At 63.8% G+C, this 19,489-nt stretch carries 16 protein-coding genes; 6 read left to right on the forward strand and 10 right to left on the reverse strand.

Annotated features, from left to right (window positions below; all coding sequences use genetic code 11):
• Positions 1-26: 26 nt before the first annotated feature.
• Positions 27-839 carry a M48 family metallopeptidase gene (locus AAC071_RS10950; protein WP_339832461.1) on the reverse strand — a complete coding sequence of 271 codons (813 nt, stop codon included), beginning with the start codon at positions 837-839 and terminating at the stop codon, positions 27-29.
• A 163-nt stretch (positions 840-1,002) separates the two neighbouring features.
• On the opposite strand from AAC071_RS10950, the gene AAC071_RS10955 reads away from it, so the two are divergent.
• Both AAC071_RS10955 and AAC071_RS10960 read left to right on the forward strand, forming a co-directional pair.
• The gene (locus AAC071_RS10955) at positions 1,003-1,470 is read left to right on the forward strand and encodes a Dps family protein (protein WP_339832462.1); all 468 of its coding nucleotides are present in this window, start codon (positions 1,003-1,005) and stop codon (positions 1,468-1,470) included.
• A gap of 68 nt (positions 1,471-1,538) precedes the next feature.
• Positions 1,539-2,207: an HAD family phosphatase gene (locus AAC071_RS10960; protein ID WP_339832464.1), complete on the forward strand. Its 669-nt coding sequence runs from the start codon at positions 1,539-1,541 to the stop codon at positions 2,205-2,207.
• On the opposite strand, the gene AAC071_RS10965 is transcribed toward AAC071_RS10960, so the two are convergent.
• From AAC071_RS10965 to AAC071_RS10975, 3 genes are all read right to left on the reverse strand, one after another.
• On the reverse strand, positions 2,204-3,127 hold the full coding sequence (locus AAC071_RS10965) for a sulfotransferase domain-containing protein (protein WP_339832466.1): 924 nt from the start codon (positions 3,125-3,127) through the stop codon (positions 2,204-2,206). The genes AAC071_RS10960 and AAC071_RS10965 overlap by 4 nt on opposite strands.
• 157 nt (positions 3,128-3,284) lie before the next feature.
• Positions 3,285-4,250, reverse strand: a complete 966-nt coding sequence (gene trxB, locus AAC071_RS10970) for a thioredoxin-disulfide reductase (RefSeq protein WP_339832468.1) — start codon at positions 4,248-4,250, stop codon at positions 3,285-3,287.
• A 91-nt stretch (positions 4,251-4,341) separates the two neighbouring features.
• Positions 4,342-4,947: a peroxiredoxin gene (locus tag AAC071_RS10975; RefSeq protein WP_339832470.1), complete on the reverse strand. Its 606-nt coding sequence runs from the start codon at positions 4,945-4,947 to the stop codon at positions 4,342-4,344.
• A gap of 341 nt (positions 4,948-5,288) precedes the next feature.
• Between AAC071_RS10975 and AAC071_RS10980 the strand changes: the two genes are divergently transcribed.
• Positions 5,289-7,088 carry a hypothetical protein gene (locus AAC071_RS10980; protein WP_339832472.1) on the forward strand — a complete coding sequence of 600 codons (1,800 nt, stop codon included), beginning with the start codon at positions 5,289-5,291 and terminating at the stop codon, positions 7,086-7,088.
• A 61-nt stretch (positions 7,089-7,149) separates the two neighbouring features.
• Here AAC071_RS10980 and AAC071_RS10985 read toward each other — a convergent pair whose 3' ends face one another.
• From AAC071_RS10985 to AAC071_RS10995, 3 genes are all read right to left on the reverse strand, one after another.
• The gene (locus AAC071_RS10985; RefSeq protein WP_339832474.1) at positions 7,150-9,129 is read right to left on the reverse strand and encodes a hypothetical protein; all 1,980 of its coding nucleotides are present in this window, start codon (positions 9,127-9,129) and stop codon (positions 7,150-7,152) included.
• Between the two features lie 40 nt (positions 9,130-9,169).
• A complete protein-coding gene (locus AAC071_RS10990) occupies positions 9,170-9,817 on the reverse strand; it encodes a 2OG-Fe(II) oxygenase (protein ID WP_339832477.1) in 648 nt (215 codons plus the stop codon).
• 112 nt (positions 9,818-9,929) lie between these two features.
• On the reverse strand, positions 9,930-10,928 hold the full coding sequence (locus AAC071_RS10995; RefSeq protein ID WP_339832478.1) for a mitochondrial fission ELM1 family protein: 999 nt from the start codon (positions 10,926-10,928) through the stop codon (positions 9,930-9,932).
• 98 nt (positions 10,929-11,026) lie between these two features.
• Between AAC071_RS10995 and AAC071_RS11000 the strand changes: the two genes are divergently transcribed.
• Entirely contained in the window at positions 11,027-11,512 is a 486-nt protein-coding gene (locus AAC071_RS11000) for an Lrp/AsnC family transcriptional regulator (RefSeq protein ID WP_339832480.1), read from the forward strand.
• Between the two features lie 7 nt (positions 11,513-11,519).
• On the opposite strand, the gene greA is transcribed toward AAC071_RS11000, so the two are convergent.
• The 3 genes from greA to carA form a co-directional block, all read right to left on the reverse strand.
• A complete protein-coding gene (greA, locus tag AAC071_RS11005) occupies positions 11,520-11,993 on the reverse strand; it encodes a transcription elongation factor GreA (protein ID WP_339832481.1) in 474 nt (157 codons plus the stop codon).
• Between the two features lie 186 nt (positions 11,994-12,179).
• A complete protein-coding gene (carB, locus tag AAC071_RS11010; protein WP_339832483.1) occupies positions 12,180-15,440 on the reverse strand; it encodes a carbamoyl-phosphate synthase large subunit in 3,261 nt (1,086 codons plus the stop codon).
• A 3-nt stretch (positions 15,441-15,443) separates the two neighbouring features.
• Complete coding sequence (gene carA, locus AAC071_RS11015; RefSeq protein ID WP_339832485.1) at positions 15,444-16,643, reverse strand: glutamine-hydrolyzing carbamoyl-phosphate synthase small subunit; 1,200 nt, start codon at positions 16,641-16,643, stop codon at positions 15,444-15,446.
• A gap of 358 nt (positions 16,644-17,001) precedes the next feature.
• On the opposite strand from carA, the gene AAC071_RS11020 reads away from it, so the two are divergent.
• On the forward strand, positions 17,002-17,466 hold the full coding sequence (locus tag AAC071_RS11020; protein ID WP_339832486.1) for a GatB/YqeY domain-containing protein: 465 nt from the start codon (positions 17,002-17,004) through the stop codon (positions 17,464-17,466).
• A 73-nt stretch (positions 17,467-17,539) separates the two neighbouring features.
• On the forward strand, positions 17,540-19,462 hold the full coding sequence (dnaG, locus tag AAC071_RS11025; RefSeq protein ID WP_339832487.1) for a DNA primase: 1,923 nt from the start codon (positions 17,540-17,542) through the stop codon (positions 19,460-19,462).
• Positions 19,463-19,489 lie beyond the last annotated feature (27 nt).

Consider the following 19,489-nt stretch of genomic DNA (forward strand, 5'->3'; position numbering starts at 1 on the left):
CGCGCGAAGCGCGGGGCCCAATTTCATTACACTTGATAGCCCATGCTGCGAAGCTGCGCCTGCAAAGCGGCCATGCGCGTGGCATCGGAGGGGTGGGTCGACATCAGTTCCGGAGGCGGCGCCTGACCGGTGCGCTGTTTGGACATGTTCTGCCAGAAGCGCAGCGACTGCCGCGGATCGTAGCCGGCTTTCTGCATGTAGGCGACGCCCAGACGGTCGGCTTCGAGTTCGTGCTGGCGCGAATAGGGCAGCAGCACGCCGAATTGCAGGCCGGCGCCGAGTATAGCGGCAATGGCCCCGGGATTGCTGACATTGGCGCTCTGCAATCCGATCTGCGCCGCCTGCATGCCGACGCCGGCCGCCATGTGCTGGCTATAGCGCTCGGCCGAATGGCGCGCTGTCACATGTGCCGTTTCGTGCCCCATGACGGTGGCGAGCTGATCGTCGTTTTCCATGCGCTGGAAAATGCCCTCGTAGAATCCGACCTTGCCGCCTGGCAACACAAAGGCATTGGCTTCCTTGCCTTCGAAGACCGTGAACTCCCATGGCTGGTTCTGGAGGTTGGCTGCGGTGACAATCTTTCGTCCGACTGTCTGCAGGCGCGTGTTGAGCTTCCTGTTGGTCGAAACCTTCTTCTGTTGCCGCAGCTGGGTCCATGCGGATGCAGAGAGCTGGCTCATCTGCGCTTCCGAAACCAGCAGCAGCTGCTGCCGTCCGAGTGCCTTGTTTTCGACACAGCCGGTCAGTGCAACGACATATCCCGCCGCGAGGCCGCGCACGAGCTGGCGCCGGTCGAGTTCGATCGGCTTCGTGTCGAGAAAACGGAATGTTGTCTCCATCGGCAGCCTCCAGTGGATGGGTCGACGCGTTGGCACTCTAGGGCAGGGTTAACGGTCATGTCGCCTGAATATGATACGATTTACATTAGAGAAATTCTAATAAGCCTTGCAATCCTTTGTTCCTGAACTATATGGAGTGTGTACCCTTTGAAAGGAGGCAAATGTGAAAGTTGACACAGGCATTGCAGCGAAGGACCGGAGCGAGATCGCCGAGGGGCTCTCGCGTGTTCTGGCCGACACCTACACGCTCTATCTCAAGACGCACAATTACCATTGGAACGTGACCGGCCCGCATTTCCGCACCCTTCATCTGATGTTCGAGGAGCAGTACCGCGAACTCTGGGCGGCGACCGACGAGATTGCCGAGCGCATCCGGGCGCTGGGCGCCTTTGCTCCGGGCACCTATGCCGAATATGGCAAGCTGACCTCGCTGCAGGAAGACAATGGCGTGCCGAGCGCCGAACAGATGGTCAAGAATCTCGTCAAGGGCCATGAGCAGGTCGTCAAGACCGCGCGCGATCTCTTCAAGGAAGCCAGCGAGGCGGATGACGAGGTGACGGCGGATCTGATGGTGCAGCGGATGCAGGCCAGCGAAAAGACCGCATGGATGTTGCGGAGCGTTGTCGAATAAGGCGCTGTAACTTTCCGTCACGCGATTTGATGCGGCAAGCGCCGTGACTGCGGATATAAATCCCGGTCATGGCGCTTTCCGTTTCTCCGTCTCTGGTGATTTTCGACTGCGACGGCGTGCTGGTCGATACCGAACCGGTGGCCAACCGTCTGCTTGTGCGCGTGCTGGCGGAAGACGGTTTCGACATTTCATACGAGGAATGCCGTCGGCTCTTTGTCGGGCGAACGATGGAATCGGTCATGGCGCATGTCGAGGCGGCAATCGGCCGCCCGCTGGGCGATCACTGGCCGGCTCATATCCGCGACGAGACGCTGAAGGCCTTTGCGTCCGGCGTATCTGCGGTGTCCGGCGTGCAGGAAGTGTTACGGCTGCTCGCGGACCGCAGTATTCCCTGTTGCGTTGCGTCCTCCGGCAAGTTCGAAAAGATGCGGTTCACGCTCGGCAGGACCGGGCTTCTGCCATTGGTCGAGGGAGTATTGTTCAGTGCCGAGCAAGTGGCGCACGGAAAGCCGGCGCCCGATCTCTTTCTGCATGCGGCGGCATCGATGGGTCATGTACCCGAGACCTGTCTCGTCATCGAGGATTCCGTGCCGGGTGTGCGGGCCGCAGTAGCGGCCGGCATGCCGGTACTCGGCTATGCCGGCGACCCGCATACGGATGCAGCCGCGCTTGAATGTGCGGGCGCTCGTGTCTTTGACGACATGAGCGCCCTGCCGGGGCTTATCGGTCTGGGCTAGGCCGTTCTCGCAACGTCCAGGCCTTCGCCGGTCATCAGCCAGCGGGCGCAGACATCGCCAAGCTTCTCGCGTGCCAGCGCTTCATAGGCGGCACTCTCCTCCGCGCTCAGAGCGTCACGCCAGCGGCCGTTGGTGCCCTTGTTGATGAAGGTCGACGCGCCACCTTCCCAGAGCGCGCCGCCGAGCGGTGCGGACTTGTCGGCGTTCTTCTTCATATAGTCGAAGCTGCAGTGTTCCAGTATCGCCGGCCACCTGGTCTCATCGATGGGAATATCGAGAAATGCCGCAATCCGCCGGATTTCGCCTGGCATATCGCGTTTCAGATTCTCGAAATGCACGACGAGAATGTTCGGCAAGTGCCGGATCGCCCACCAGCCCGACACATTCTCCCAGAAGGACCAGAAGGGATAGCCGTCCTTCTCGATCCATGTATTGAAATAGGTCTTCACATCCGTGGTGACGCGTCCGAGCTTTTCGCCGACGAGACCCGGCGTTTCGTTCAATGCGTCATAGAAAGCATCATTCGCATTGGCGTGATGATGATACATCGACCAGAGGACGTCGCGTCCGTCACGTCCGATATAGATGTATTTGGCCTGGGGTGAATAAACGAGGGCGTCCACCGGTAGATGTGTCTTCATGAAACGGCGATGCGTTTGCGCCTCCATCAGCGGCAGCTTGATCTCGGGCGGCGGTACGCGCAGATCGAGCCATGGCGACAATTCGCTCACCGGAACGTCTTCGGCGCCGTTGAAGATCAGCTGGCCTACAATCTGCTGGGTCCATGTCGTGCCGGCCTTGCCATAGGTCGAGATCACGATGTCGTCGTTCCGGAATTTGAAATCATTCCAGACTGTCGATTGAAAGTGGTTGCTGTGCAGCTCGCGGCTCTTTTTGGGCCAGGTGACGTCCGAGTCCATTGGGGTTTCCTTGCAGCAGGGGTGGCGGCGAAGACTATCCCTGTGCGGAGGGTTCTGGAAAGCAAGAATCGACATCGAAAACGCCACCCGGATTGGCGTCCGGATGGCGTTGTTCCGAGGTCTGTGTCGCCGGGGGTCGGGCCCTGCGCGCCGGAAGCTACTCTGCGGCCTCTGCGTGGGCTTCCTGGGCTGCCAGCCAGCGTTCGGCTTCGAGAGCGGCCATGCAGCCCATCCCGGCTGCCGTCACCGCCTGACGGTAGATGTCGTCGGTCACGTCACCGGCTGCGAAGACACCGGCAATATTCGTCGTTGCCGTGCCCGGCACCGTCTTCAGATAGCCGCCCGGCTTCATGTCGAGCTGGCCCTTGAAGAGTTCGGTGGCCGGCGCATGGCCGATCGCCATGAAAACGCCGTCAGCCTTCAAGTTGCGCGTCTCGCCTGTCTTGACGTTCCGGATGCGCGCACCGGTGACGCCGGGCGGATTGTCGGTGCCGAGAATTTCGTCGATGGCCGAATCCCAGATCACTTCGATCTTCGGATGCTTGAACAGGCGGTCCTGCATGATCTTTTCGGCGCGGAACGTGTCGCGGCGATGAATCACCGTCACCTTGGTGGCGAAGTTGGTCAGGAACAGTGCTTCCTCGACGGCCGAGTTGCCGCCGCCGACGACCAGCACTTCCTTGCCGCGGTAGAAGAAACCGTCGCAGGTGGCACAGGCCGAAACGCCGAAGCCCTGGAATTTCTGTTCGGACGGGATGCCGAGCCATTTCGCCTGGGCACCGGTTGCAATGATCAGCGCATCGGCGGTGTAGAGGGTGCCGCTGTCGCCCTTCAGCACGAAGGGGCGCTTCGAAAGATCCGCCTCGACGATCGTGTCGGCAACCATCTCGGTGCCGACATGACGCGCCTGTGCCTCCATCTGCTCCATCAGCCACGGGCCCTGGATGGCTTCGGCAAAGCCCGGGTAGTTCTCAACTTCGGTCGTGATGGTGAGCTGGCCACCGGGCTGGATGCCCTGAATGAGTACCGGTTCCAGCATGGCGCGTGCGGCATAGATGGCGGCCGTATATCCGGCCGCGCCGCCGCCGACGATCAGGACTTTTGCGTGTTTCTTGTCGGACATGATGTTTCCGTGTCGCTTCGGGATGAGGCAGGGGCGGCGGGTCCGCACCCCACTATATAGGGGTCTGGCGGGCCCGCCAAAGGGTCCGGTTTCAGAGCGCTTCGGCGTGGGCGCCCAGATAACTGGCGACGCCTGCCGCATCGGCCTTCATGCCTTCGTCGCCCTTGTTCCATCCTGCCGGGCAGACTTCGCCATGCTCTTCGTGGAACTGCAACGCATCGGCCATGCGGAGCGCCTCGTCGGCGTTGCGGCCGAGCGGCAGGTCGTTGACGAGCTGGTGGCGGACGACGCCCTGGCGGTCGATCAGGAAGGTGCCGCGCAGCGCCACGCCGTCCTTTTCGATCAGCACGTCATAGTCGCGCGCGATCTGCTTGGTCAGGTCGGCCACCATCGGGAACTTCACCGGCCCGAGGCCGCCATCCTTCGGCGCAGTGTTGCGCCAGGCGGCATGGGTGAACTGGCTGTCGACGCTGACCGCGACCACCTTCACGTTCATTGCCTCGAATTTCGGCACGCGGTTCGAATAGGCGAGGATTTCCGAGGGGCAGACGAAGGTGAAATCGAGCGGATAGAAGAAGACCAGACCATAGGCGCCGTCGAGATGGGCGCGGAGATTGAAATCCTCGACGATCGCGCCATCCGGCAGGACGGCGGCGGCGGTGAAATCGGGGGCCTGTTTGCCTACGAGAACGGCCATTGCGGAAACTCCTTTGCAGATTGTTCGTTGGGCGGGCCTGTGGTTTTCCGTTAATTAGACGCATTCTAAAATTTGTTCAAGCGAAAATGCTGCACTGCGACAAACTGGCTCGGTCGTATGAGGCGGGAGGCTGTGGCCGAAACGAGGTCGTCATTCTGGCACCGGCTTCTTCGCGGCGCGTCTGGCCGGCGGCCAAGGCTGATGATTGGCGCTGGCGCTTGACCGAAAATCCTTATCTCTTGTCCATGACGTCTTTGTTCCATGCGTTCAATTGCCGTTCGGGTGCGGTTCGGGCAGATACCGCGCAGACAATTCCCGTTCAGAAAAAAGGATGATGAGCCATGGCCAGAATGTCGTCTTTCGTTGCCATTGGTGCCGCTGCCGCCGCTGCGGGCTTTGCGTTGTTCGCGAGCGTTCCGGTGCAGGACAAAGCGCCGTCCGAAGCCGACCTTGCGATCCTGCTGGATCCGCGGCTCGTCGCGCAGAATCAGTGCGGACGCGGGGGCAGGGAGCGTGCGGCGTTCTTCAAGCCGTCCTTTCAGTGGGCGCTGGCGGCGTCGGCACGCGCGTCGACCAACCCGGCCGAGCGACTGCCGCTCTGGCCCGGCCTTGGCGACCGTACCGTCCGGATCACGACTGCGAGCGATGAGGCGCAGGCCTATTTCGATCAGGGTTTTGCGCTGCTCTACGGCTTCAATCACTGGGAGTCCATCCGTGCCTTTCAGGAGGCGCAGCGGATCGATCCCGATTGCGCGATGTGCTACTGGGGCGAAGCGAAGGCGCGCGGGCCCAACATCAATGCGCCGATGGATGCGGGTGAGGAAGATCCCGCGCTTGCCGCGATCAACAAGGCGCTGGCGCTTGCAGACAAGGTTTCCACAAAAGAGCGGTTGCTGATCGAGGCGCTGGCGTTGCGTTACGTGGCGGATCAGGAGGCGACGCGCGCGGACCTCGACAAGCACTATGCCGAGGCGATGGAGAAAATTCACAAGCGCTATCCCGGCGATCAGGACATCGCCGTGCTCTATGCCGAGGCGCAGATGGATCTGTCGCCGTGGAACTATTGGGAACGCGATCACCGGACGCCGAAGCCGCATATTGCCGGCGCGATCGCGGCTGTCGAGCGGGTGCTCGCCGCGAATCCGAAGCATGCGGGCGCCATCCATCTCCACATTCATCTGATGGAAGCCTCCGCCATGCCGGAGCGCGCGGAGAAAGGCGCGGATCGTCTGGCCGACCTGATGCCGGGCTCCGGACATCTCGTTCACATGCCGGGCCACATCTATTTCCGCATCGGCCGCTATCTCGATTCACTCGAGACCAATCTGCGCGCGGTTGCGGTGGACGAAGCCTATCTGGCGAAGACAGAAGGGTCGCCCATCTATCGCTACGGCTACTATCCGCACAACGTCCATTTCGTTCTGGTCTCGGCGCAGATGGCGGGCGATGCAAAAACGGCGCTCGAATATGCGCGGAAACTTGACGGGCTCATTCCCTTCGAGGCGGTGACATCCGCCGCCATCGTCCAGCCGGTCAAGGTGGCGCCCTATTATGCCTTCCTCGAATTCGGAACGTCGGACGACATCCCCAACATGCCCGAACCGCCCGCCAATCTTCCTTTCGTCAAGGGAATCTGGCGCTATGTGCAGGGTGTCGCCGCCGCGCGGGCCGGCGATCTCGCGGCGGCGCGGGCCGAGGCCGATGCCATCGCCGTGCTGCGGGACGACGGGGCACTGGCAGCACTTGCCGCCGCGAATGTGCCGGCGGGAGATATCCTGCTTCTCTCCGAAACGGTGCTGCGCGCCCGTATCGACCAGCACGAAGGCAATCTCGATGCGGCGCGCGTGAAACTCGAACAGGCGCTCGTGCTCCAGGACGGCCTGATCTATTCGGAGCCGCCCTACTGGTACTATCCGGTCGAACAGACACTGGCCGCCGTGTTGCTGGAAGCCGGCGAGGCGGATGCGGCGGTGGAGCAGTTCCGGGCCGCGCTTGTCCGTCACCCCAACAATGCGTGGTCGCTCTACGGACTGATGAAGGCGCAGGAGGCGGCAGGCGATGCGGGCGCTGCGCGCTACACGGCGGACTTGCTGAAGAAGGCCGCCTTCGATCCGGGCGCCATCACGCTCGACCGGCTGTAAGTCCTTACTCCGGCCGGTGCGGCTTTCACGGCCGCCGCACCGGCCGGGGGCAAGACTCCGATCAGAATCCGAACATGTGATCGAGGCAGAAGCTCTTGTCGCCGTTGACGAGGCCGTGGAAGCCGAAGAGGCGGCAGGTCGTGTCGCGGATGATCACATAGCCGGTGCCGCCCATCCGTTCGCGCTCCTCGGCATCGAACACTTCCGACAGGCGCCAGTGGAACGAACCGCCACAGGCGATTTCGATCTTCCTTTCGGCAACCGGCCGGCCCTCGGCGTCATGCAGGATCAGCAGCGTCGAACTCTTCGGGTGCCAGGGCGTCGAGGCCGGATAGATCAGGTGGCAAAGCGTGTCGAGCGCACCGTCTTCGAGCGCCGGCCCGGCAATGCGCAGGAACAGGCGTGTCGTCAGCCCCGGCGGCTTGTTGGTGTAGCTTTGCGGTTCGTCCTTGTAGATGACGGCCGTGTTGTAGATATGGGCGCCGAAAATCGTCTCGGCCCGGTGACCGCTCGCTTTCTGTTCGAAGCGGCCCAGCGCGTGCAGCCAGCCATTGCCGTCGCCGCCGTCGCGGAAGTCGTAGAGAAACTCGACATGGCCATAGCCTGACGGCAGCTTGACGGCCTCTTCCGCAATCCAGGCTTCGATATCGACTTCGACGCTTTCGCGGCGCGGGATGCGGCCGAGGAATTTCGTTGCCACGGTCGTGCCGGTGGCGTCGATCATTTCGGCGCGGATCGGCATTTCATGTTCGTCGCGCGCCATCGGCGTCGGCAGCATCACGGTCGAGAACTTGTCGCGCGGCAGCACCGGCAGCGGCATGATGTAGCCCTTGCCCATGTGCTTTTCGAGTGTCGCGATTTCCGGGTTCGGCTTCAGGTCGGTGCGCTCGACATTGGCATGGGCGAGACGGCGCTGGCCGGTTTCGCGCAAGACCTCGTAGCGCGGGCGGACGAAATAGCGCCCGGCGACGATCTCGATCTGGTCGGGCCATTTCGCCTGCGGCAACAGCGTGTCGACCGGAATGGCGCGGGTGCCGAAGGGCGGGATCTCGTCCTCGTACCAGGCGATGTCCTGCGCACCCATGATGTTGAGTCCGACCGTGCGTGGCGGAATCGGCATCGGATGCGAGTTCTGGATGTAGAGCGTCACACTCTCATCGGCGTCGCCGGCCGGCATGCCGGCATAATAGTCGGCCGGCCAGGCATTGGCGTCGTGGCTGCAGGAGAGCGCCAGGCCGCCTTCGCCATAGATATCGAGGGCATATTTGACGACGTCGTGCCCCTTGATACGGATCGCATGGATGAAGAGCGAGCCGGCGAAGTCGTCGAGGCCGAAACGGTGACGCACCTCGGCACTGTCGATGATGAAGGGCGCGCCCGGCGCCGGCAGCGGCTCGCGCCATTCGGCCAGTTCGGCACCCTTTTCGTCGAAGAGGCAGAGCCAGAGTTCCGGTTGCTCGGCACCATGCAGCGCCCAGTAATTGGCGCTGGCGACGCGGGTGTGCAGGCCGTCGGCGCCGTTTGCGCCCTTGCGGTCGCGCAGCAGCGCGAAGTTGGTGGCGAAATTCATCGGGTCGAGATAATTCGCCTTGTTGGTCAGCATGTCGTCGGGCAGGCGGATGTCGTCGAGCGTCGCGATGCGGGCGCCTTTCGGGAAGACATGCGCGATAGAGGGCAGCGTCTTCTGCGCATCGAAAGTGAGCACCAGAACCGCCTTCGCGCCCGACGCCGCGATGGCGCTGACCGGTTGCGCGTCGTGGCCGAGAAAGGCGCCGCCAAGATCCTCGACGCGTTGCACGTAGTAGCCGGCGATCTTCAGGCGCGACAGATCGTAATAGGCGTGAAAATCACTTACCGTGCCGAGCGGATCGTAGATGGCGACGGGCCCGGCGCCGGCGAGGTCGGCGATCAGCGCCTTGCCTTTCGGTGCCGTCAGCGGATGGCCGAGCGCCTTGAACAGCGTTGCGCCGCCGGCATTGTTTCCGGGCCGCCAGCCATGCGACAGATCGGCGTTCTTGAAGGTTTCGATCTGAAGCGCCATGCCTCTTGTCCTTGTTCTTTGTCTTGCCCGCAGGCGGGGCTCAATGAGTTCCGGCGGCGGATTGCGTTCCGAAGGGGTTGATGCGCTTCAGGAAGGCCGAAACGCGGTGACGGCGCTGTTCATGCGCGACCACCGTTTCGTCGCGCACCCAGTTCAGCTGGATGGCGCGGCGCGGGCCTTCGAAGGGTTCGTGCCCGTGCCACGACTTGTCCGAGCGCTTGAAGACCAGCAGCGTGCCGCCATTCGGCGAGACTTCCTCGGCCGCGTCGTTGAGATCGGTTGCGGAGCGCAGGATGCGCAGCCGGCCGCCATCCTTGTCCCATTCCTGGTTCATGTAGAGCAGGACGGTGATGATCTTCGATTCCGTGTCGGTGTGAATCTTGCCGTTGTTCCTGGCGCAGTTGCCGCGCACCGTGACCATGGTCGGGTTCGCGGAGAGATCGAGACCGAATTTCTCCTCGATCGCCTGGCGGAAGGCCGGTCCCTCCATCTCCTCGAGCAGCTCCTCGAAGGACCCCTTGATCTCCAGTTCGCTGGGCGGGATCGAGCCGGTCGAGGTGATCGACGGAAAATCGGCGACGACCTTGTCGAATTCGGCGGCGCGGATGAAATTTGGTACCACCAGATATTCGTAAGGATCGGTCTTCAGCGGCGTAGCGCGCAGCGCGTCGATATCGAGAAGGCTCATGGTTCGATGCCCTTGATTGGTCCAGCCCGTCGGCTTCGTGACGGCGATTTTCGGAAGCCCCTGCGCGCTTCGCAACAACACAAATGTCGCGGCGACGCCTTGCCGCGCCTTGTTAACCCTTTCGGGCTTCTGCCATGCATGCGCGCAGCCGCAGGGCGATCGCTTCCGCGATCTCATCGGTAGCATTTAATGGCGCGTACTCCCAGCTTTCAAGGCGGCCCGTGAAGGGTCGTGCCGCGCCGCTGGCATAGATGCCGTCCAGGAAGCGGCGGAACTTGGCTTCCTTTTTCCGGCGGTGTGCCTCCAGTTCGATCACATGCACGGGCTTTCCGGTGAAGGCTGCCTCGCCAACCATGTTGACGGAATCGCAGGTCACGATGACGGCGTCGGCCAGGCCCAGAAAGCCGAAATAGGGGTTGTCGCCGCTGCCGTCCCAGACGATGGCGGGCTTGTCCTCGAGCGCGGCCCGGATCGTCTCGGTCTGCGCCGCGCCGGTCCGCCGCGACGGCGTCACCATCAGGCCGGCGCCTTCGCGTTCGGCCAGCCCGGCCAGCTGCGCGGCGATGCGGGCGGCGGTATCCTCGCTCAGTCGATAGACCGCGTTGCTGCCGCCCAGCAACACGGCGATGCGCGGATGCGGCAGATGCGCCACTTGCGTTGCGAAACGCGCGGCCTCGGCGGCCAGTTTCTCGCGTGTCAGGCGATGTGGCGAGGCCAGTGTCGAGAGCACGTTCGGCCCTTCCAGCCGGTCATGGGCTGGCGCCCAGACGAAATCGAAATGCGCTGGTGCCACGCGCGGATCCTGCAGGATGACCGTGAAGGTCCGGCCGGCCGATTGGCGGCGGATCATGCGCGCATAGGGAATCGACTGGCGGCCCGAGGCGATCAGCAGGTCGGGCCAGGGCGGAGCGATGTCGGCTTGCGGCGCCGCCGGGCCCCATGGGGCCAGCCATTTCCAGGGGCCTCTCGGCGCCACGCGTTTGATCTCGGGCGCCGCCCCCAGCGCCTCGGCGATGCCGATGGCCTGGCTTTCGAAGCCGGCCATGCCGTTGGTCAGAACCCAGACGCGCAGATTGCGGGCGGTCTCGCTGACAGGCGGAATTTCGGTCATAATCGTGCGCTACTGGGTAATTTTATTGCTGAATCGCGGCGGCGTTGAGAGTAAGGATTACGCCGCCAATCACAAGCCATGAGGGAAGGCGCCGATCCATGAAGCGGGCCAAGCTCGACAAGATCGACCTGCAAATCCTCGCCGAGCTCCAGGCTGACGGGCGGATCACCAATGTCGAACTGGCCTCCCGTGTCGGCATTTCGGCGCCGCCCTGTCTCCGGCGCGTCCGGGCGCTGGAGGAGGCCGGCCTCATTCAGGGCTATCACGCCGATCTCGACGGCCGCGCGCTCGGCTTCGAGGTCACCGTCTTCGCGATGGTCGGGCTGCACAGCCAGGCGGAAGCCGATCTCAAGGCCTTCGAGGCCGCGGTCGCGACCTGGCCGCTGGTCCGCGAATGCCACATGCTCAACGGCGAGATCGATTTCATCCTGAAATGCGTCGCGCCGGACCTTTCGACCTTCCAGAGCTTCCTGACCGAGAAGCTGACGCCGGCACCCAATGTCGCCAGCGTGCGCACCTCGCTCACCATCCGGCAGTCGAAGCATGAGCCCGGCGTGCCGCTCGAAGCGCTGGAAGAGGACTAGCGGCCGCCTATCTGAATTCCACCTTCAGGACTTCGTAGCTTTTGCCGCCGCCAGGCGTCACGACCTCGACCGAGTCGCCGGCCGATTTGCCGATCAGCGCGCGCGCCAGCGGCGAGGTAATCGAGATGCGGCCCTTCTTTACATCGGCTTCAAGCTCGCCGACGATCTGATAGGTCGATTCCTCGTCATTATCCTCGTCGACCAGCGTCACGGTCGCACCAAACTTCACCGTGTCGCCCGAGAGTTTCGAGACGTCGATCACATCGGCGCGCGAAATCTTGTCCTCGAGCTCGGCCACGCGGCTCTCGTTGAGGCCCTGCTGTTCCTTGGCCGCGTGATATTCGGCGTTCTCGCTGAGGTCGCCATGGGCGCGCGCCTCCGAGATCGCCTTGATGATGCGCGGGCGCTCCACGGATTTGAGAAACCTGATCTCGTCTTCCAGGGCCTTGTAGCCTTCGGAAGTCATTGGAACCTTTTCCATCTCGCTCGACGATCTCTCTCAAGGTTTGCCCCGCCCGGAAATCCCGGGTCGGCGGGTGCGGTCCGCATCATGAAAAATCCCGCCAGGCGCTCGGGGCGCCCATGAAGGCGGGTGACGGATGACGATTGTGGGTCAGCGCGGCGGGAAAGGTCAAATCCGTTTTGTGCCCGCCGCCGCCCGGCCTCGTTATTCCGCCGCGTTTTGCCCCATATTGTAGGACTGCAGCGAGGCAACTTCCAGTTTGCCCTTGCGGATGGCTTCAATGCCCTCGACGGCGGCACGGGCGCCGGCCACGGTCGTGTAGTAAGGCACCTTCATCATCAGCGCGGCGCGGCGCAGCGACATCGAATCGGTCAGGGCCTGTGCGCCTTCGGTGGTGTTGAAGACCAGCGCCACCTCGCCGTTCTTGATCGCGTCGACGATATGCGGGCGGCCTTCCAGCACCTTGTTGATGGTCGCGACCTCGACGCCCTGTTCGGCCAGATAGCGCTGCGTGCCGCCGGTGGCCACCAGCTTGAAGCCCATCGCGATCAGTTTTCTGGCCGGCGCGATGATCTTCGTCTTGTCGGCATCCTTGACCGACACGAAGACCGTGCCTTCGACCGGCACTTTCGTGCCGCCGCCGAGCTGGCTCTTGGCGAAGGCGACGGCGAAGCTCCTGTCGAGACCCATCACCTCGCCGGTCGAGCGCATTTCCGGCCCGAGGATCGTGTCGACACCGGGGAAGCGCGCGAAGGGGAAGACGGCCTCTTTCACCGCGACGCGGCCCTCGACCTTCGGCTTCAGGTCGAAGCTGGCAAGGCTCTTGCCGGCCATCACCTTGGCGGCGATCTTCGCCACCGGCACGCCGATCACCTTGGCGACGAAGGGCACAGTGCGCGAGGCGCGCGGATTGACTTCGAGCACATAGATCGTGCCGTCCTGGATGGCATATTGCACATTCATCAGCCCGCCGACATTCAGCGCCAGCGCCATCTCGCGCGTCTGGCGTTCGATCTCGGCGATGGTTTCGGGTTTCAGCGAATAGGGCGGCAGCGAACAGGCGCTGTCGCCCGAATGCACGCCGGCTTCCTCGATATGTTCCATGATGCCGCAGATGACGACGTCCTTGCCGTCGCACAGCGCATCGACATCGACTTCGATGGCGTCGCGCAGATAGTAATCGATCAGCACCGGGCTCTTGCCCGAGACGATCACGGCTTCGGTGATGTAGCGGTCGAGATGCGCCGCGTCGCGCACGATCTCCATGCCGCGCCCGCCCAGCACATAGGAGGGGCGGATGACGACCGGATAGCCGATGCGCTCGGCAATCGCTTTCGCTTCCGCGGCCGAACGGGCGATGCCGTTGGGCGGCTGCTTCAGGCCGAGCTTGCCGAGCAGCGCCGAGAAGCGGTCGCGGTCCTCGGCCAGATCGATGGCGTCGGGCGAGGTGCCGAGGATCGGAATTTTCGCACGTTCGAGATCGCCGGCCAGTTTCAGCGGCGTCTGCCCGCCGAACTGCACGATGACGCCGGCCAGCGTCCCCTTCGAGCACTCGACATCGATCAGTTCCAGCACGTCTTCCGCCGTCAGCGGTTCGAAATAGAGACGGTCCGATGTGTCGTAGTCGGTCGAGACGGTTTCCGGATTGCAGTTGACCATGATGCTTTCGATGCCGATCTCGTCGAGCGCGAAGGCGGCATGGCAGCAGCAATAGTCGAATTCGATGCCCTGACCGATGCGGTTCGGCCCGCCGCCCAGGATGATCGCCTTCTTGCGGTCCGACGGATCGGCCTCGCAATCGGCGTGACCGTCGAAATCGGTCTCGTAGGTCGAATACATGTAGGGCGTCAGGCTTTCGAACTCGGCCGCGCAAGTGTCGATGCGCTTGTAGACGGGCCGCACGTCCAGCGCGCGGCGCGCGGCGCGCACCGCGTCTTCTTCCATGCCGCAAAGTTCGGCCAGACGCGCATCCGAAAATCCCATCGCCTTCAGCCGGCGCATATCGGATTTGGTTGCCGGCAGGCCGTCCGCGCGCACCGCCGCCTCGGCGTCGATCAGCCCCTGCAACTGTTCGAGGAACCAGGGATCGTAGGAACAGGCCGCGTGGATCTGGTCGTGGCTCATGCCGTGGCGCAGTGCCTGCGCGATCACCAGCAGGCGGTCCGGCGTCGGCCGGCCCAGCGCGGCGCGGATCGCATTCTTGTCGTCGCCTTCGCCCATGCCGGGCACCGCGACTTCGTTGAGGCCGGTGAGCCCCGTTTCCATCGAGCGCAGCGCCTTCTGCAGGCTTTCCTGGAAGGTGCGGCCGATGGCCATGGCCTCGCCGACCGATTTCATCGCCGTGCCGAGCAGCTTTTCGGCGCCTGCGAATTTCTCGAAGGCGAAGCGCGGGATCTTGGTCACCACATAATCGATGGTCGGCTCGAAGCTCGCCGGCGTCACCTTGGTGATGTCGTTCTGCAATTCGTCCAGCGTGTAGCCGACGGCGAGCCTTGCGGCGACTTTCGCAATCGGAAAGCCGGTCGCTTTCGAGGCGAGGGCCGACGAGCGCGAGACGCGCGGGTTCATTTCGATGACGACGAGGCGCCCGTCCTTGGGGTTGACCGCGAATTGCACATTGGAGCCGCCGGTCTCGACGCCGATCTCGCGCAGCACCGCGATCGAGGCGTTGCGCATGATCTGGTATTCCTTGTCGGTCAGCGTCAGCGCCGGGGCAATCGTGATCGAGTCGCCGGTATGCACGCCCATCGGGTCGATATTCTCGATCGAGCAGATGATGATGCAGTTGTCCGCCTTGTCGCGGACGACTTCCATCTCGTATTCCTTCCAGCCGAGCACGCTTTCCTCGACCAGCACTTCGTTGACCGGGCTCGCGTCGAGGCCGCTTTCGATGATGTCGGCGAATTCCTGTTTGTTGTAGGCGATGCCGCCGCCGGTGCCGCCCATGGTGAAGGAGGGGCGGATGATCGCCGGCAGGCCGACGAAGTCGAGCGCCGCCATCGCCTCTTCCATGTTGTGGGCGACGCGCGAGCGCGGGCTTTCAAGCCCGATGCGGTCCATCGCGTCGCGGAAGAGCTGGCGGTCTTCGGCCATCTCGATCGCTTCGCGCTTGGCGCCGATCATCTCGACGCCGAATTTTTCGAGCACGCCCATATCGGCCAGCGCCAGCGCGGTGTTGAGCGCGGTCTGCCCGCCCATGGTCGGCAACAGCGCGTCGGGCCGCTCCTTCTCTATGATCTTGGCGACGACTTCCGGCGTGATCGGCTCGACATAGGTGGCGTCGGCCAGTTCCGGGTCGGTCATGATCGTCGCCGGATTGGAGTTGACCAGGATGATCCGGTAGCCCTCGTCCTTCAGCGCCTTGCAGGCCTGGGTGCCCGAATAGTCGAACTCGCAGGCCTGGCCGATGATGATCGGCCCGGCGCCGATGATCATGATGCTTTTTATGTCGGTGCGTTTGGGCATGGATTATCCGCGTGCCTCCTCGATCAGCTTGACGAAGCGGTCGAAGAGATAATGTGAGTCCTGCGGCCCGGGCGAGGCCTCCGGGTGATACTGCACCGAGAAGACGGGCTTGCCCTTCAGCCGGATGCCGCAATTCGAGCCGTCGAAGAGCGAGACATGCGTCTCCTCGAGATCGGCCCCGAGGCTTTCGCGCGAGACCGCGAAGCCGTGGTTCATCGAGGTGATCTCGACCTTGCCGGTCGTGTGGTCCTTGACCGGATGATTGGCGCCGTGATGGCCCTGATGCATCTTTTCGGTCTTCGCGCCGAGCGCCAGCGCCAGCATCTGATGGCCGAGGCAGATGCCGAAAACCGGCTTGCCGCTGGCAACCAGCTTTTTGATTTCGGGCACCGCATATTCGCCGGTCGCGGCCGGGTCGCCGGGACCGTTCGACAGGAACACCCCGTCAGGCGCCAGCGCCAGAATGTCCTCGGCCTTCGTCTCGGCCGGCACAACCGTCACGCGGCAGCCGGCGCTGGCAAGGCAGCGCAGGATGTTGCGCTTGACGCCGTAATCGATGGCGACGACGTGATGTTTGAGATTTGCCGCCGGCTTGTGACCTTCGCCCCAGACCCAGCGCGCCTCGTCCCATTTGTAGGGCTGGCCGCAGGTGACGTCCTTGACGAGGTCCATGCCGACAAGCCCCGGCCAGCCGCGCGCCTTTTCGAGCAGCGCGGGCACGTCGAAATGGCCGGCAGGATCATGCGCGATGATGCCGTCCACATAACCCTTTTCGCGGATGCGCCGCGTCAGCGCGCGCGTGTCGATGCCGGAAAGGCCGATGATGCCGCGCGCCTTCAGCCAGCCGTCGAGATGCTGCGCGGCGCGGTAGTTCGACGGGTTGGTGATATCGGCGCGGATCACCGTGCCGCGCACGCCCGAGGCCGACGCCATGTTCGAGGTTTCGATGTCCTCGTCATTGGTGCCGACATTGCCGATATGCGGGAAGGTGAAGGTGATGATCTGACCGGCATAGGAGGGGTCGGTCAGGATTTCCTGATAACCGGTCATTGCGGTGTTGAAGCAGACCTCGCCGACCGCTTGGCCGGTGGCGCCGATGCCGCGGCCTGAAAGCACCGTCCCGTCCTTCAGGATCAGGAGGGCGGTCGGCTTTTCGGCGTCGGTCATGGTCCGGCTCTTTGCTTCAGGCGTCGTCAGGCTCATGCCGATTCCTCCCCGGAACTTTGCGGGCCCTCGGGCGCGCGCCGTTCCGTGGCGGCTTTCGTCGACACCTTCATACTGACGACTCCAGGGGAGGACGCGCCTGCCTTCGGCTTGCCCGCAAGCGGGCAGGGGGCGGAAGCCCCCGGCGGCAGACTCGGTTTCCCGTTGAATTTGGCGGACACTAAGGGATCGGCGGATTTCCGTCAAGGCGGCGTGTCGCCGAAATAGATCAACAAAATCAGCCTGTTACGAGATGTGCGGCGGCGTGTCTTTGAATTGCGCCGCCAAGGCGATTGGTTTAGCGTGGCGCCGATTCCGGCCCCGGCCTTGCGCCGCGGCGTCATCATGGAGCGACCGGATGAGCGATACCCTGCGCGACCGCATCAAGGCGGGCCTGACCGAGGCCACCAAGGCCCAGGACAAGCGGCGCATGTCGACGCTGCGGCTGATCCAGGCGGCGCTGAAGGACCGCGACATTGCCGGCCGCACCGACGGGCGCGACGCCGGCGTGGGCGAGGCCGAAATTCTCGAAGTGCTGGCCAAGATGGTCAAGCAGCGCCGCGAATCGGCCGAGACTTACGAGGCGGCCGGCCGTGTCGAACTCGCCCAGCAGGAGCGCGAGGAAATCGACATCATCGAAAGCTTCATGCCGAAACAGCTTTCGGATGCCGAAACGGAAGCGGCGGTCGCCGCCGTGATTGCCGAAACCGGCGCCGCAGGCATCAAGGACATGGGCCGCGTCATGGGCGAGCTGAAGAAGCGCCATGCCGGGCAGATGGATTTCGGCAAGGCCGGCGCCATCGTCAAGGCGAAGCTGGCCTGAACGCGCCGACTCGCTATGGCCGGGGCCGGGTGGCACAATGGCCGACCGATCCCGAGCTTGAGCGGCGACCCCCATGTCCTTCCCCAAATCCTTCCTCGACGAACTGAAGGGGCGCATCCGCGTCTCGGAGGTCGTCGGCCGCAAGGTCAGGCTGACGCGGCGGGGCCGGGAGTTTGTCGGGCTTTCGCCCTTCACCAACGAAAAGAATCCGAGCTTCACCGTCAATGACGACAAGCAGTTCTATCACTGCTTCTCGTCGGGCGAGCATGGCGACGTCATCTCCTTTCTCGAAAAGACCGAGAACCTCTCCTTTCTCGAAGCGGTGGAGCGGCTGGCGGCCGAAGCCGGCATGGAAATGCCGAAACGCGATCCGCGCGAGGCCGAGCGCGAGAAGGAGGCGGCCTCCCTCATCGACGTAATGGAGATGGCGGCGCAGTTCTTCCGCCAGAAGCTGGCCGAGGGCGCGGGCGCCGAGGCGCGGGCCTATCTCGAACGCCGCGGCATGAAAGGCAAGACGCTGGAGGATTTCGGCGTCGGCTACGCGCCGGGCGACGACCGTGCCGACCGCACGGCGTTGTTGCGCTATCTCAAGTCGCGCGACGTGACGCCCGAACAGATGGCCGAGGCCGGGCTCGTCATTTCCGGTCCCGACATTGCCGAGCCTTACGACCGTTTCCGCAACCGCGTGATCTTTCCGATCGCCGATGCGCGCGGCCGCGTCATTGCCTTTGGCGGGCGGGCGCTTTCGGCCGATGCCAAGGCCAAATATCTCAATTCGCCCGACACGCCGCTCTTTCACAAGGGCCGCGTGCTCTACAACCTGCACCGTGCGCGCAAGGCCGCGCATGACGAAGGCACGGTGATCGCGGTCGAGGGCTATATGGATGTGGTCGGCCTCGCCCAGGGCGGCATCGACCACGCGGTGGCGCCGCTCGGCACGGCGCTCACCGAAGACCAGATCGCACTTCTCTGGCGCATGGCGCCCGAACCGATCCTCTGTTTCGACGGCGACAAGGCGGGGCTGCGCGCGGCCTTCCGCGCGGTCGAGCGCGTGCTGCCGCTCTTGAAGCCCGGCCATTCGCTCCGCTTCGCGCTTCTGCCGGAAGGCAAGGACCCCGACGATCTGGTGCGCGAGGAGGGATCGGCGGCGATGCGCGCCGTGCTCGATGCCGCGCGCCCGCTGGCCGAAATGGTCTGGGAAAAGGAAGTCGCCGCCGGCACCTGGGACACGCCGGAGCGCCGCGCCGCGCTCGAGGCGCGGATCGAGGCCGTGATCGGCATGATCGGCGATGCGAAGGTGCGCGGTCATTATGCCGAGGATCTGCGCGGCCGCATCGCGCGGATGTTCGGGCGTGGCGCGCGCGGCAGCGGCCAGCCGGGGCGCGGCGGGCCGATGCAGTCCGGCCGTTTCGGCGCGGGTGGCGCCGGCGGCAGCCGGCCCTGGCGCGGCCGCCAGGGCTTCGGGCAGGGCCATGGCTATGTGCCCCCGGTCACGCCCGAATTGCGCCGTTCGGCCATTGCCAGCGGTCTGGCCGGGGGTCAGGGCCGGGAAGGCCTGCTGGTCCTCACGGTGCTTAACCACCCGGAACTCCTTGAGAATTACGCCGAGGAATTCTCCAGTGTCGAGATCCGGACCCCGGCGCTTGACAGATTACGCAATGAAATCATAGATATAGCCGCCCTTCATGCGCCTCTTGAAAGGGAGGCGCTCAAGGACCACTTGCTGAGCAGGGATTTGGCGGAAATTGCGCGACGTCTTGAGGCCGGTCCGGCCTTTGTCGGCGACCGTCATGCTTGGCCCGATGCACCGCCCGACGAGGCGGAAGCGGGCTTCCTGCACACGTTGGCGCGGCACCGGCGCGCGATCGCGCTGGAGGCCGAATTGAAAGCTGCCGAGCGTGTGCTGGCCGAGGAGATGACGGAAGAAAACTATGCCCGGTTCAGGGCCATTCAGGAGCAGATCGAGCGCTCCGAACTGGCCGACGGACTGGGATAGGATTTCGGGTTTTGAGTTTCAGGGGAT

The organism is uncultured Parvibaculum sp. (genome assembly GCF_963975745.1).
GTDB lineage: Bacteria > Pseudomonadota > Alphaproteobacteria > Parvibaculales > Parvibaculaceae > Parvibaculum.

What these genes read in the sequence shown, in the direction of transcription:
- AAC071_RS10965 (WP_339832466.1), bottom strand. Translation starts at nt 3,127, where the DNA reads ATGGACTCGGACGTCACCTGGCCCAAAAAGAGCCGCGAGCTGCACAGC.
- dnaG (WP_339832487.1), top strand. Translation starts at nt 17,540, where the DNA reads ATGTCCTTCCCCAAATCCTTCCTCGACGAACTGAAGGGGCGCATCCGC.
- AAC071_RS10975 (WP_339832470.1), bottom strand. Translation starts at nt 4,947, where the DNA reads ATGGCCGTTCTCGTAGGCAAACAGGCCCCCGATTTCACCGCCGCCGCC.
- AAC071_RS10990 (WP_339832477.1), bottom strand. Translation starts at nt 9,817, where the DNA reads ATGAGCCTTCTCGATATCGACGCGCTGCGCGCTACGCCGCTGAAGACC.
- AAC071_RS10950 (WP_339832461.1), bottom strand. Translation starts at nt 839, where the DNA reads ATGGAGACAACATTCCGTTTTCTCGACACGAAGCCGATCGAACTCGAC.
- AAC071_RS11020 (WP_339832486.1), top strand. Translation starts at nt 17,002, where the DNA reads ATGAGCGATACCCTGCGCGACCGCATCAAGGCGGGCCTGACCGAGGCC.
- greA (WP_339832481.1), bottom strand. Translation starts at nt 11,993, where the DNA reads ATGGAAAAGGTTCCAATGACTTCCGAAGGCTACAAGGCCCTGGAAGAC.
- AAC071_RS10985 (WP_339832474.1), bottom strand. Translation starts at nt 9,129, where the DNA reads ATGGCGCTTCAGATCGAAACCTTCAAGAACGCCGATCTGTCGCATGGC.
- AAC071_RS10980 (WP_339832472.1), top strand. Translation starts at nt 5,289, where the DNA reads ATGGCCAGAATGTCGTCTTTCGTTGCCATTGGTGCCGCTGCCGCCGCT.
- carB (WP_339832483.1), bottom strand. Translation starts at nt 15,440, where the DNA reads ATGCCCAAACGCACCGACATAAAAAGCATCATGATCATCGGCGCCGGG.
- trxB (WP_339832468.1), bottom strand. Translation starts at nt 4,250, where the DNA reads ATGTCCGACAAGAAACACGCAAAAGTCCTGATCGTCGGCGGCGGCGCG.
- AAC071_RS10960 (WP_339832464.1), top strand. Translation starts at nt 1,539, where the DNA reads ATGGCGCTTTCCGTTTCTCCGTCTCTGGTGATTTTCGACTGCGACGGC.
- carA (WP_339832485.1), bottom strand. Translation starts at nt 16,643, where the DNA reads ATGAGCCTGACGACGCCTGAAGCAAAGAGCCGGACCATGACCGACGCC.
- AAC071_RS11000 (WP_339832480.1), top strand. Translation starts at nt 11,027, where the DNA reads ATGAAGCGGGCCAAGCTCGACAAGATCGACCTGCAAATCCTCGCCGAG.
- AAC071_RS10995 (WP_339832478.1), bottom strand. Translation starts at nt 10,928, where the DNA reads ATGACCGAAATTCCGCCTGTCAGCGAGACCGCCCGCAATCTGCGCGTC.